Source organism: Herminiimonas sp. GW821-FHT09C12 (assembly GCF_059416385.1).
Window position 1 is genome coordinate 1,443,588 of record NZ_JBWKPC010000001.1, and the last position, 11,991, is coordinate 1,455,578.

Annotated in this window: 13 protein-coding genes; 6 read left to right on the top strand and 7 right to left on the bottom strand. The window is 51.1% G+C overall.

Annotated elements, in window-relative coordinates; genetic code table 11:
* Nucleotides 1–25: 25 nt before the first annotated feature.
* Entirely contained in the window at nt 26–1,105 is a 1,080-nt protein-coding gene (locus tag AC07N2_RS06880) for a DUF3108 domain-containing protein (protein ID WP_494777575.1), read from the bottom strand.
* Nucleotides 1,106–1,227: 122 nt separating this feature from the next.
* Between AC07N2_RS06880 and AC07N2_RS06885 the strand changes: the two genes are divergently transcribed.
* Complete coding sequence (locus tag AC07N2_RS06885) at nt 1,228–2,481, top strand: branched-chain amino acid ABC transporter substrate-binding protein (protein ID WP_494778127.1); 1,254 nt, start codon at nt 1,228–1,230, stop codon at nt 2,479–2,481.
* A gap of 87 nt (nt 2,482–2,568) precedes the next feature.
* The gene (locus AC07N2_RS06890) at nt 2,569–3,141 is read left to right on the top strand and encodes a PhaM family polyhydroxyalkanoate granule multifunctional regulatory protein (RefSeq protein ID WP_494777576.1); all 573 of its coding nucleotides are present in this window, start codon (nt 2,569–2,571) and stop codon (nt 3,139–3,141) included.
* A gap of 4 nt (nt 3,142–3,145) precedes the next feature.
* On the opposite strand, the gene AC07N2_RS06895 is transcribed toward AC07N2_RS06890, so the two are convergent.
* Nucleotides 3,146–4,393, bottom strand: coding sequence for an MFS transporter (locus AC07N2_RS06895; protein ID WP_494777577.1), 1,248 nt, complete (start codon nt 4,391–4,393; stop codon nt 3,146–3,148).
* A 274-nt stretch (nt 4,394–4,667) separates the two neighbouring features.
* Here AC07N2_RS06895 and AC07N2_RS06900 point away from each other — a divergent pair, with 274 nt between their 5' ends.
* Both AC07N2_RS06900 and AC07N2_RS06905 read left to right on the top strand, forming a co-directional pair.
* Nucleotides 4,668–4,907 carry a hypothetical protein gene (locus AC07N2_RS06900; protein WP_494777578.1) on the top strand — a complete coding sequence of 80 codons (240 nt, stop codon included), beginning with the start codon at nt 4,668–4,670 and terminating at the stop codon, nt 4,905–4,907.
* Nucleotides 4,908–5,031: 124 nt separating this feature from the next.
* Nucleotides 5,032–5,826 (top strand): sulfite exporter TauE/SafE family protein, encoded by a 795-nt coding sequence (locus AC07N2_RS06905; protein WP_076593232.1) that lies wholly within the window; start codon nt 5,032–5,034, stop codon nt 5,824–5,826.
* A 44-nt stretch (nt 5,827–5,870) separates the two neighbouring features.
* Here the strand turns inward: AC07N2_RS06905 and AC07N2_RS06910 are convergent, their stop codons facing one another.
* Nucleotides 5,871–6,332, bottom strand: coding sequence for a ProQ/FINO family protein (locus AC07N2_RS06910; protein WP_494777579.1), 462 nt, complete (start codon nt 6,330–6,332; stop codon nt 5,871–5,873).
* A 158-nt stretch (nt 6,333–6,490) separates the two neighbouring features.
* On the opposite strand from AC07N2_RS06910, the gene AC07N2_RS06915 reads away from it, so the two are divergent.
* On the top strand, nt 6,491–6,898 hold the full coding sequence (locus AC07N2_RS06915; RefSeq protein ID WP_494777580.1) for a hypothetical protein: 408 nt from the start codon (nt 6,491–6,493) through the stop codon (nt 6,896–6,898).
* 120 nt (nt 6,899–7,018) lie between these two features.
* Here the strand turns inward: AC07N2_RS06915 and AC07N2_RS06920 are convergent, their stop codons facing one another.
* The 4 genes from AC07N2_RS06920 to AC07N2_RS06935 form a co-directional block, all read right to left on the bottom strand.
* Nucleotides 7,019–7,732: a TerC family protein gene (locus tag AC07N2_RS06920; protein WP_494777581.1), complete on the bottom strand. Its 714-nt coding sequence runs from the start codon at nt 7,730–7,732 to the stop codon at nt 7,019–7,021.
* A 261-nt stretch (nt 7,733–7,993) separates the two neighbouring features.
* A complete protein-coding gene (locus AC07N2_RS06925; RefSeq protein ID WP_494777582.1) occupies nt 7,994–9,244 on the bottom strand; it encodes a sensor histidine kinase in 1,251 nt (416 codons plus the stop codon).
* The gene (locus AC07N2_RS06930) at nt 9,231–9,920 is read right to left on the bottom strand and encodes a response regulator transcription factor (RefSeq protein WP_076593237.1); all 690 of its coding nucleotides are present in this window, start codon (nt 9,918–9,920) and stop codon (nt 9,231–9,233) included. Before AC07N2_RS06930 ends, AC07N2_RS06925 begins: the two co-directional genes overlap by 14 nt.
* Nucleotides 9,921–10,138: 218 nt before the next feature.
* Nucleotides 10,139–10,735, bottom strand: a complete 597-nt coding sequence (locus tag AC07N2_RS06935) for a glutathione peroxidase (RefSeq protein WP_494777583.1) — start codon at nt 10,733–10,735, stop codon at nt 10,139–10,141.
* Nucleotides 10,736–11,090: 355 nt separating this feature from the next.
* Between AC07N2_RS06935 and AC07N2_RS06940 the strand changes: the two genes are divergently transcribed.
* Nucleotides 11,091–11,939, top strand: coding sequence for a ferritin family protein (locus tag AC07N2_RS06940; RefSeq protein ID WP_076593238.1), 849 nt, complete (start codon nt 11,091–11,093; stop codon nt 11,937–11,939).
* Nucleotides 11,940–11,991: the final 52 nt, after the last annotated feature.

Here is an 11,991-nt window from a genome sequence, read left to right on the forward strand (position 1 = left end):
AAAAAGTAAATGTGAAAATGTCTGACTAAGGTACAGAGGAAACGTTCAGCTTGCTGAGCGTCATGTCGAGGTAGTCGCCGTTGGCTTCTGTATAACGCAATCGGACTGGGTACCATTGCTGCTGTGGGGCAAGCCAGATATCCAGTTTTTGATCGTAGGAACCATTTTTCGGTGAGCGTACTACGTGCCATGTGTTTGTGCTGACGCCGTCTATCTGAATTTTTTCCTGACCAACTACCAGAATGTGCCACGTTTCTGCATTGCGCGTGCCGGCCACGAACAAGTCTATGCTGGCGCCGGGCACGAATTTCGCAGAATCTCCGCGTCCTATGCCCGCCAATTGCCAAATGATGCTGGCTCTATCCTGTTCGCCGCCGGTGCGTGGATACGATAGCGTGGAGGCAGAAAAGCTGATCGTGTTACGTTCTCGATGGAAGTGCGTATTGGTTTCTGATTTACGGAAGCGTTTTTCGCTATACAGCTCTGGCACGATGCCGATGTCTTCGATAGTGCCAGTACTTTTGAAACGTAATGCGGTAATGAAGAGTATGCCGAAATCACCATCTACCGTATATGTGCGGCCATTGTTATGCCAACTGATGGTGCCGCTGCCATACATGGGTGCACCTTCCTTTGGTGTTTTTTGTATGTCGTATTTCAGCTCGGCTGAGGGCGGCAGATCGATGATGTAAGACACGGCGTTTGTCTTTTCTTCAGGCGTATTACTGGTAGCCGGTGTCGTATCTGTTGCGCTTGTTTCGGTATCACTCGTATCTGTTGTATGCGGATCACTGCTTGCCGTGACGAGATCTGTGACAGGAGCAGCAATTTCTGCTGGTGGTGGCGCAACTGGACGCGGCCGTGGTTTTGGCTTGGGCTTCACAGCGGCAACGATCACCGGTTTGGGAATAATTGGTGCTTCCAGCGTTGCATCAATGACGAGGGTGTCGTCGGGTGCACTGGTCGATGGCAGATGAATGAAGCCGCGCGCCCAACTGATGACGATCAAATGCAGCAATACAGATGCAATCAAGACAAATAGCCAACCCATGGAGAGTCGCACGCGCTTGGCGCGTTGCTGGGTTGGTGGCATATCTGTCGTCATGGTCGCTAGTGTAAACGCAACGCCTTTGCTTGGGTGTGCCAGCACGCGTGTATCGCGCCGCGTAAAATGGGCGCTTATGGGTGGTTTAAGAAGGTCGCAGATTGAATATTTCAGGTAAAAAAATTGTCGCGCTTGCATTGCTCTTGTGTGCCAGCGTGGTGGTACGCGCAGCAGAGCCGATCAAGATAGGCATGATAGATGGCATGTCCGGCCCTTTTGCCAATGCGGGCGAAGCGGTTGCGCGCAATCTGCAATTGGCGATAGAGACAGTCAATGCGCGTGGCGGCGTTAAATTGCCGGATGGCAGGCATCCGCTGGCGCTGGAAATTTTCGATAACAAATTGGGCGTTGAAGAGTCCTTGATCGAATTCAAACGCCTGACCGACAAACACATTCCCTTCGTAGTGCAAGGTAATAGCTCGGCCGTTGCCGCTGCCCTGATTGATGCAGTCGCCAAACACAATCAGCGTGTGCCGGATAACCGTGTCTTGTTCCTTAATTATTCAGCAGTAGATCCGGCGTTGACGAATGAGAAGTGCAGCTACTGGCATTTCCGTTTTGATGCCAATGCCGATATGCGGATGAACGCATTGACGGAAGTCATCAAAGGCGATGCACGTGCCAAGCGCGTTTATCTGATTGGGCAAGATTACAGTTTCGGCCGTCTGGTGGCACAAGCTGCGCGCAGCCAGCTGGCAGCCAAACGCCCAGACATCGTGATCGTCGGCGATGAATTGCATCCTATCGGCAAGATCAAGGATTTCGCACCGTATATTGCCAAAATCAAGGCAAGCGGTGCCGATGCTGTCATCACCGGCAATTGGGGCAATGATCTAACTTTATTGGTCAAGGCTGCGAAAGAATTCGGCTTGAATACCAAGTTTTATACGTTTTACGGTAACGGCTTGGGTGCGCCTGCTGCGATAGGTGATGCGGGTGTGGATCGCGTGCGCGCAGTGGCGGAATGGCATCCTAATGCCGGCGATGGTGTCGCCAATTCAGCCAGTGATCGTTTCTACAGCGCATTTCGCCAGCGTTATCCGCAGGCCAAGGACGACTATGTATTTTTGCGCATGCACGTGATGATAGAGATGCTGGTGGCTGCGATTGAAAAAGCCAAATCGACAGAAGCAAATGCAGTCGCCAAAGCGCTAGAAGGCGCGCACTATCAAAATGCCTTCCACGATGCGACGATGCGCGCCGCTGATCATCAATTGATACAGCCGCTGTATGTATCGGTAATGCGTAAAAAATCGGATGGCGGGATACGCTTCGATAACGAAGGCAGCGGTTACGGTTTCAAGACGGAGCTTTATCTGCCAGCAGCCAGTACCGCCTTGTCGACGAGTTGCAAAATGCAGCGTCCACCGCGTTAGAAATTCGGGCGCTAGCCATTATCTGCTACGCTGCACTTATTCCCGAGTTGGTTTTCTTGTCGCAAGATGTTCTTCTGGAGGTTTATCGTGACGCAGCCTAATATGCCCAATCTTCCTGGCTTCGATGCCATGGCCGACACGATGGAATTCGTCAAGAATATGTGGGGTGGGATGAAAGCGCCAGCGGCCGGTATTCCCGGCATGGTCATGCCCACGCTATCCGTGGAAGAGATCAACAAGCAGATCGCCGATTTGAAGGCAGTAGAGGCATGGCTGAACGCAAACATGACGATGTTACGCGGCACGATACAAGCGCTGGAAGTGCAAAGCGCAACGATCTCCACTTTGCGCACCATGGGTGAAACGTTTGGCGCCAACATGCAAGGAAGCACTGCAACGAATCCGGCAGCTGCTTCTGCAAGTATCGATCCTTTGCAGGCGAGTGCAGCATCTGCTGCTGCATCGACCGCATGGTGGACGACGCTGCAGGAACAATTCAATCAAACGGTGAGTAGTGTGATGTCCGAAGAGAATGCGGCACAGAAGAAAACAAAGCCGCAGGCAACCCAGCCTAAAACTACATCTACGGCAGCGAAAAAAACTGCGGCAAAATCGGCAGCAAAGCCAGGCAAAAAACGCACACCTGCTGCTAAGTCTTGACGGCTTATGTCGGCTTGTTTGTTGTGTTAGACGTGCCTGATACACGCAGATGTTTGGCAAGCCAGATGGTGGCAATGCCGCATGCGACAGCGATATAGCCGACCGTGTTGTAGTGCTCGACCTGTCCGCTAGGCGTACGCGTCATGACGAAACCGGCGACCAGCGTGGCGAGGCCGGATGCCAACATCTGCACTGACGAGATCAATGTCATGAAAGTACCGCGCACATGCGCTTCGGGCACGGCGCTGACCATCGCCATGCCAGGTACCATGCGGCCCGGTACCAAAATAAAGAAAATCGTTGAGTTGATCAGCACCAGCCACCAGGCTATCGGTCCCATATGTGTCGTGATCAATAGCGGAATGAAGGATGCCAAGGCCACCACCTGGAACACTTTCAACTTGCCGTATTTGTCCGCCATTCGGCCGATCAGCTGAGAGGTAAAAAATGTCGCAGCACCACCACATAGATAAATGATCGTCAGGAATGACTCCGGCATGCCGACATTACTCGTCAGATACAGCGGGATATACGGAATGACGGTAAAGCCCGCCATCATCATCAGCGCAATGAAAGCAAATCCGGTTAAGTGGCGAGGTTCTTTAGCGACAGCAAAGATTTGCTGAAAAATATTTCCGACTCGTTTTCTTCCCAGATGTGCGGTCAAATTCGGCAGCAATTTATAACCGATGATCCAGAATACACTCGATAGTAAAACGATGAAGAAGAAGGGCGCGCGCCAACCCAGCGTAGTGAAATAAGAGGCCAGCAACAAGCCCAAAGGTACGCCGGCAACTGTCGATATCGAGAACGCGGCCATCACGGTTCCCAGTGCCTTGCCGCGGCGTTCAAATGGAATGACATCAGCCACCATGGTTTGCACCAAGGCACCCAGAATGCCGCCGAACGCTCCCGCCAGTGCGCGTGCAATCAACAACGAGGTGTAGTTCGGTGCGAGCCCGCAGCACAGTGTGGCAATGATGAAACAGGTGTACAAGGTCAGCAGCAACTTGCGTCTATCAAAACGATCGATATAGGTCGCAGCGAGCAAGCTGGATGCTGCTGCAGCAAATGTATATGAGGACAGCAGCAAGCCGAATTGATGCGTATCGATGTGCAAGAGGCGGATCAGCTGCGGGCCGAGCGGCATCATGATCATGAAATCGAGGATGTGCGTAAACTGTATGCCGGCAATGGTCAGCAAGAACAGACGTTCATTTTTGACGACAGGTGTGTGTGTGGTGGAGTGCAAGAAAGCCTGATGGTTATTATTTTGATAAAACGAATCTTGATGATGCGGCGAAGCGAAAAGTGCGCTGAGGTTGTTGAGTGACCTCTGAATAGATCAGCTTGCTGTAAGCGCTAGTCTAATACTTTTTCTCAAGTGACGTCGCCGATGCCAAATTCGCTCTCATGCAAGCGCGAGTATCGAGTAGACAACATTCTTTTCTATCCGTAAGCTGTGACGGTCACAGCGTATGTGTCGTTATCCCTTATATTCCGCGTTCCATCACAAATCGAATGTCATGAGCCTGCTCAACTGGTCTCTTTTCTTTGCTGCCAGCTCGATCTTTACACTCTGGATCATGCGTTGGGGTGGTGCTGAATGGATGGAAGGCTGGAGGTCTTTTTTCTTCATAGACTGGTTCCGTTCTTCACTCTGGAGTGCGGAGCAGATCAAGCTGTATTTTTTGCTGCTTTGGCTGTTGCACGTAGTGTGGTTTGTCGTGGGTATATTCATGCCGATGGCGCGCGCTTTTCCATGAGGTCGTTGATCATCATGTCTCGCGCTGTATCTACTACAGGCAAATAAATTATTAAAAATAGAGCTGCATGGTATGCAGCTGCTGATGCGCTGATCAATTCAAAAACAATTACTGAGGGGTAGGCATGATCTGGTTTTTTACTTATGTTCTCGCGGGTGCGTTTGTTGGCGTGTTGGCGGGCTTGCTTGGCATAGGTGGCGGCATGACGCTGGTGCCTATCATGGCGGCATTATTCGCTGCGCAGCACTTTGCCCCGGATCATGTCGTACATATGGCATTGGCGACTTGCATGGCTTCCATCGTTTTTACATCCGGCTCCAGCGTGCGCGAGCATCTTAAATTCGACGGTGTTGATTTCAATATCGTTAAACGGATGACGCCGGGTTTGGTTGTTGGCAGTTTGCTTGCTACTTCGATCTCGGCTTGGATTCCACAACGACATTTGGCGCTGAGCTTTGCCGTGATTGTGTTCTTTGGTGCCACACAAATACTGTTGAACAAAAAACCGAAAGCAGCACGTTCGCTTCCGTCGGCATGGCCGCTGTTTGGTGTCGGGCTGATTATCGGGATTATCGGTGGCCTGGTTTCCGCAGGTGGCGCATTCCTCACGATCCCGTTCATGTTGTGGTGCGGTGTGCCTATGAAGAAGACCATAGGAACCGGTGCCATGATGGGCATACCCTTGGCCATCGTTGGCACAATCGGTTATGTGATTTCTGGCTGGAATGTTCCGGGTTTGCCGGATGATGCGGTAGGTTTTATTTCTACCATTGGTCTGGCTGGTATCGTTTGCGGCAGCGTGTTTACCGCACCGTTTGGCGCGCGTCTGGCGCATCGTTTACCGGTGCCAGTTTTAAAGCGCATCTTTGCCTGCCTGCTGTATGTGCTGGCGGCGAAGATGTTGTGGACCTACTGGTAAAGGTGTAATGCGTTGCCTGGCAGTCGCCAGACAACGCATAGGTATCAGTTCTTGCGCGAGAATTTCTCGGCGAGCTGAGTCAATTTCTCTGCGCGCATACGGTCGGCTTCTTCTGCTTCACGTTGCTTGGCGGCAGCTTTGCGCTGTGTTTCTTCCGCTTGCCGTTGCGCTTTGCGTTGTTCTGCATTTTTCTTGAAGCGTTCTTTCAGCGTCGTCGTGGCATGTGTGCGATGCACTTCTGTCACTTCATCAGCGTTGCTGCCATCAAGGTTGAAACGTACAGTCGCTTTTTCCATGCCTTTCAGATAACGCAGGGAATTGGTGTGTATGCCGAGTGCGGTGCGCAATGATTTGCGGCTGACATCGGGCATTTGTGCGATCAGTTGCTTGTCGATGCCGATGGCCAAGGGCAGGTATTCGCCGAATACGGTGAATTTTTCCTGAAGTTCCTTAAGCAAGGTACGTGCGGATTGAATTGGGTTAGGCGTAGATTCGGTAGTCGTCATTAACAGCAGTCGAGCAATGGATAAGCTTAGGGTTCGCAGGATATCACGATGCTGCGGTATTGCCTGTAATTGTCTCTTTTTTATCTGGATTGCTGCTGCCGGTTTCTTGTGTAGCGTGTACAGTGCGGCATGATTTATCCATTCATGAATGAGATGCAATGATGTACGAAGAAGATGAAAACGAGCGGGATGAGCCGATAGAGCGACCATGGATAGTTTTAAAAAACACATACGATGTGGAAGCATGGATCGATCATCAAAACCGCAATATTCAGTATTTGATTAAAAATGGCAAAGCGAGTGGCTGGGGTATTTGCTTTTGTCTGACTGAGGGTGGGGATATTTTTCTGCACACGACATCGGAGGGTGATGTCTTGCTGGATGTGACGCCAGAAGCAGAGTGGGTTACGCCGCTGATCGCTGCGGTGGCGCAAGTAGAAGCCTCAGCTACGCAAATCTGGCATTTGCCGGGAGATCGTCTGACGCAGTTGGTGCTTGGCTTGAGTAGTTTGATCGCAAAGACAAGACTAGTCGTCGATCATAATTTCAATCGCAAAAAATACTAAAGCAGCGATAAGAAAAAGTTTGTTTGCAGAAAAATAAAGGGCGTATCAGCCATGCTGATACGCCCTTTAACTTATCTATTACAAACTGAAGCGATCACTGAGCAGCGATCGTTTATAGTATTACGCTGTTGCTTCCTTGTGGTGACGCTTGCCCAAGTAGTTACCTACGATGACAACGCCAATTGCGAGCACCAAGCCTGGAATGCTCAGGTGGGTGCTGCCGAACAAGGCAATTTCGTGGTGCGGGATATTTGCTTCGATCCACGGAGTAACCGCTGCGTCGGAGAACAACATTTCACCAGCCAGATAACCCAGCAATGCCGCGCCGAGCGTGATGATGACTGGGAATTTCTCCATCAACTTCAACACCAGTGTGCTACCGAATACGATCAACGGTACGCTGATAGCCAGGCCGATGACGAGCAAGGTGACATTGCCGTTGGCTGCAGCTGCAACGCCGAGCACGTTATCGAGACTCATGACCAAATCGGCGATCAGAATGGTTTTGATGGCGCCCCACAGATTGGAGTGGCCTTCAATATTTTCTTCGCCGCCATCTTCGGACAGCAATTGCACGCCGATGTAGAACAGCAGAACTGCGCCGATTAACTTCAAGTACGGCAACGTCAGCAACTGCAGAGCGAAAATGGTCAAAACGATACGCAGGATAATCGCCGCTGCACTACCGTAAAGAACAGCCATTTTCTTTTGTTTTGGTGGCAGGGACTTGGCTGCCAATGCGATGACAACGGCGTTATCGCCGGACAACACGATGTTGATCAAGATGATGTTGCCGAGTGCGGCCCAAAATGCTGGAGATCCTAGTAATTCCATGTCTTCCTCAAGGTTTGTTGAATGAAAGTGGCGGTCGACTTACGACTATGTTGTTGTCTGCCATCGGACGAATCCGACGCCATCTTTTGGCCACTACAAGCGCTAATGCGTGCAAATTTCCTGGTGGTTCAATGCATGGAGTTCAAGCTTCAATATAGAAGACTTCAACCCAGACTGGAAGGGACGTTTTTGCTATGCAATGAACGTCTCTACGCAGGCGCAGGTTAGCTCGGAAGAACTTAAAATTACGTGATATTAACGTTAGTTTTCCGTTAAATCTGATTGGAAGTGGATGCGGAAAATACTACCCCCTTGCGGCCTGTCGTCGTGCTCGAGCTTGGCACCCAGGTACTCGCAGATACGTATGGCCAAAGCCAGGCCGAGGCCGGAGCCGGCCGAACCTATCAATGCCGGTTGTGAGGGATCGTTCTTGAGGCGTGCGCGGATAATGTCCGGAACGCCGGGGCCGGTGTCTTCCACCAGCACACTGTGGTCCTGGATGGATACGACGACTGAGCCTTCATCGGTATATTCGCAAGCATTACGGATCAGATTGCCGATTGCAGACGACAGCAACTCTTTACGTCCGAATACCGAGAAATCCTTGCCTTCCTGAAAGTGCAGGCTGATAGGCCGGTCCCTGACCAAGGGCTGGCCACGCTCTATCTCTGATCGGATCACTTCGGAAATGGAGGTCAACGGCCGGTCTATGGTGTCCGGACGTCGCGCCAGAAGCAAGAGCACACCGACGCAATTGGTTGCCTCTTTAGCGGCGCGCAATATGCGTTGGGCCGGTGCGTGCAGCGTCGGTTGCGTGGCAGTTTGTTCTACCAACAGCTCGGACGCACCGATGATAATAGTCAATGGTGTGCGCAGCTCATGGCTGACGTCGCCAGTGAAAAAACGTTCACGCGCCAGAAATTGTTTGAGTTCGGCAGTATGCGCGGCGAATGAGCGCGCCAATATGCCTAGTTCATCCTGATTGTTGAGTAATGGCAATTCTGCTTTGCTCTTTTTATCCATTACCGCTGCTGCCAGCTTGATGATAGGGTCAACAAAGCCGCGTGCGATAAAGGTGCCAAGAAAGAGTGACAGGGCGACAAAGCCGAGAAAGCCTGCGCCGAGCATGGCGTAAATCACGTGCTCGATGTTTTTGTATTCGCTGGCGCGATCAAGCACGACGTAAGTGCCTTCAGCATCCTGGCCGACCAGCAAATGCACGGTCTGTCCGTCAAAGGTTTTCTTGACTACGCCCTGTGGCAGGTCGCGTAGTTCGGGTGGAATATCGGGGCCGTGATAGAAGTTGACATCAGACGGCATTTCTACCGGCATGCCGGCTGCATGGCGCGGTGATGCCCATGCCGCGATGCTGCGCAGATGTTCGTCAACCAGTAAATCCTCTATGCCGACGATCGCGACAGAGGCAATGACGCCAACGAATGTACAAACTGCCAGTGCGAAAAAAAGATAGGCGACGACTATGCGCCGCCGTATCGTACTAGGGCGTTTCATCCGCTTCTACCAGACGATAGCCGATACCTTGCACCGTCTTCAGCATGGCGAACGGATGTGCTTTATCCAGCGCATGCCGCAGCGCATGGATGTGGGTACGCAGGGCATCGCTATCAGGCGGATGATCTCCCCATACTTCCAGTTCCAGTGTTTCCCGCGAGACGACTTTCGGGGCTTCTTTCATCAGGCAAGTCAGGATCTTGAATCCGGTTTTGGTCAGCGAGATAGGAATGCCATCGCGTTTGACTTGGTAGGTCGAAGTGTCGAATACCAAATTGCCGACGCTCAAGAAATTTGTGCCTTGATTCTTGCCGCGTGCGCGACGTACCAATGCTTTCAGGCGTACTTCCACTTCCAGCAGCGAGAATGGTTTGACCAGATAATCGTCTGCGCCACTGTCAAAGCCGGCAACTTTGTCGTCCAGCGTATCGCGTGCAGTCAGCATCAATACGGGCGTGTCTTTTTGCAATTCGTCACGCATCTTGCGGCACAGCGTCAGGCCATCGATGCCCGGCAATTTGATGTCGAGTATCACGGCATCGTAGTCATGCTGTGCTGCGAGTGCGAAGCCTGCATATCCGTTGGCGGCGGAATCGAGTACATAGCCGCGCGGCTCAAGAAATGCGTACAGATTCGCGACGATATCGGCATTGTCTTCAATGATCAGAATGCGCATGGTAGTGGGGGCGATTGCTCGTCCGTTATCTCTTAAATTTTGGGCGTGTCTGAAAAATCACTCAGTCGTACAACCTGAGGAACGGCTTTTTGCATCAGCTTGTTTAAAGCATCGTCATTATGCCTGCGCGTGCTGCGTATCGCAGCATTTTGCAGAAATCGTCTTGTGCATCCGTGTCGGCTACACGACAAACAGGTTTACTCCTTGTGTCTAATGTTTTACGGCTGCGCTTTTTGCGCGAGCGCTTTTTCTATCTCGGCTACCAATTTTTTGTCTTCTGGTGTGACTTTCGAAGGATAGCTGTCGATGACTTTACCGTTGCGATCCAGCAGGATTTTATGGAAGTTCCATTTCGGCGTGGTCGCGCCAGCTGCCATCAGCCCTTTATAAAATGGATTGCTGTTGGGCCCGATGACTGAGGTTTTGGCAAACATCGGAAATTTCACGCCATAGGTGTTGTAGCAAAACTCAGCGATTTCTTTATTGGCACCGGGTTCCTGCTGGCCAAAATCGTTGGAGGCAAAGCCGAGCACCACCAAGCCTTGTGCCTTGTATTTGGCATACAGCTGTTCCAGTCCTTCGTATTGCCCGGTAAAACCGCAATAACTCGCCGTATTGACGACCAACAGCACTTTGCCTGCGTACTGGCAAAGGTTCTGTGGTACCTCATCCTGCAAGCGATTGATGGAGTAATTCAGTGTCGCAGGGCAGGTCGCAGGTGCCGCGGCAGGAGTTTGTGCCATTGCATGCGTCGCCAAGCCCAAGCCTGACAGGAGTGTGAGGTGCAAAAACAGGCGGATGAATTGTTTCGTCATGATGGTGAGCAAAGAAGGAGGGTGGGCGTGAGTCATATTGCACCAAGACGCAGGGTTTGTCATGAAGTGGAAAAAATTGCCTATTACCATGCATCAATTGAAAAACAGATTGAATTTGGCCTCAGATAGTTTAAATTTTTAGTAGTTGAGAACGATTTTTTTCACACAATTTCAACGTTAAGAAAACATTAAAAAAGCAAGTAACGGCGCGGGATAGACGCGTTTTCGATACTTGAAAAGAATTGAATCAGGCAATGTTTTTCCAAGGAAATGCGCGCTTGTTTAGTCCCATATACTGGGTGGGCGGTGGATTTCTTGGTAGAATCAAGGACTTAACTCAATTTTTAAGGCGCGTATGCTGTACCCAGAATTGTTTAAATCGCTAGAGCAGGTTCGCTGGAACATGGAAAAAGACATTCCATGGGATCAGTTCGACGGCTCCAAACTGACCGATGAGCAGGCACAAACGATCCGCATGAATGCGATTACCGAGTGGTCTGCCTTGCCTGCAACCGAAATGTTCTTGCGTGACAATCGCGGCGACAGTGACTTTTCCGCATTTATGTCGGTCTGGTTCTTCGAAGAGCAAAAGCACTCGTTGGTGCTGATGGAATACCTGCGTCGTTTCCGTCCAGAGTATGTCCCGACTGAAGAAGAGCTGCACAACGTACGTTTCGAATTCGATCCAGCGCCAGCGCTGGAAACATTGATGATGCATTTCTGCGGCGAAATCCGTTTGAATCATTGGTACCGCTGTGCCTCCGATTGGCACACAGAGCCTGTCATCAAGCAAATCTACAAAATCATCAGCCAGGATGAAGCACGCCACGGCGGCGCTTACTTGCGTTACATGAAAAAAGCATTGGTAGAAGTTGGCGATACTGCACGCGCCGCCTTTGCGAAGATCGGTGTCTTGATGGCATCGGCCCGTCGTACGGAAAAACCGTTGCATCCGACCAATCTGCACGTGAACCAATCCTTGTTCCCGAACGATACGGTGCAATCGCGTTTGCCTGATCCTGAATGGCTGGAACGCTGGCTCGACGGTCAGATCAAGTTCGACAGCGAATGGGAAAAGAAAGTCGTCGATCGCATTCTGCACAATATGTCGCTGTTATTCGAGCGTACCTTCGGCACCGTGCAGGAGCTGAATCGCTATCGCAAGGAAGTCGTGACGCGCATCGCAGCTGCACAACCAGTCTGAGTTCGCATCATTTGATTAAAAAGCCGCAAGCATGTTTGCGGCTTTTTTTACG

Excerpts from the sequence above, each read along its gene's own strand:
- AC07N2_RS06880 (WP_494777575.1), bottom strand. The coding sequence starts at position 1,105 with ATGACGACAGATATGCCACCAACCCAGCAACGCGCCAAGCGCGTGCGA.
- AC07N2_RS06900 (WP_494777578.1), top strand. The coding sequence starts at position 4,668 with ATGAGCCTGCTCAACTGGTCTCTTTTCTTTGCTGCCAGCTCGATCTTT.
- AC07N2_RS06905 (WP_076593232.1), top strand. The coding sequence starts at position 5,032 with ATGATCTGGTTTTTTACTTATGTTCTCGCGGGTGCGTTTGTTGGCGTG.
- AC07N2_RS06910 (WP_494777579.1), bottom strand. The coding sequence starts at position 6,332 with ATGACGACTACCGAATCTACGCCTAACCCAATTCAATCCGCACGTACC.
- AC07N2_RS06915 (WP_494777580.1), top strand. The coding sequence starts at position 6,491 with ATGATGTACGAAGAAGATGAAAACGAGCGGGATGAGCCGATAGAGCGA.
- AC07N2_RS06920 (WP_494777581.1), bottom strand. The coding sequence starts at position 7,732 with ATGGAATTACTAGGATCTCCAGCATTTTGGGCCGCACTCGGCAACATC.
- AC07N2_RS06925 (WP_494777582.1), bottom strand. The coding sequence starts at position 9,244 with ATGAAACGCCCTAGTACGATACGGCGGCGCATAGTCGTCGCCTATCTT.
- AC07N2_RS06930 (WP_076593237.1), bottom strand. The coding sequence starts at position 9,920 with ATGCGCATTCTGATCATTGAAGACAATGCCGATATCGTCGCGAATCTG.
- AC07N2_RS06935 (WP_494777583.1), bottom strand. The coding sequence starts at position 10,735 with ATGACGAAACAATTCATCCGCCTGTTTTTGCACCTCACACTCCTGTCA.
- AC07N2_RS06940 (WP_076593238.1), top strand. The coding sequence starts at position 11,091 with ATGCTGTACCCAGAATTGTTTAAATCGCTAGAGCAGGTTCGCTGGAAC.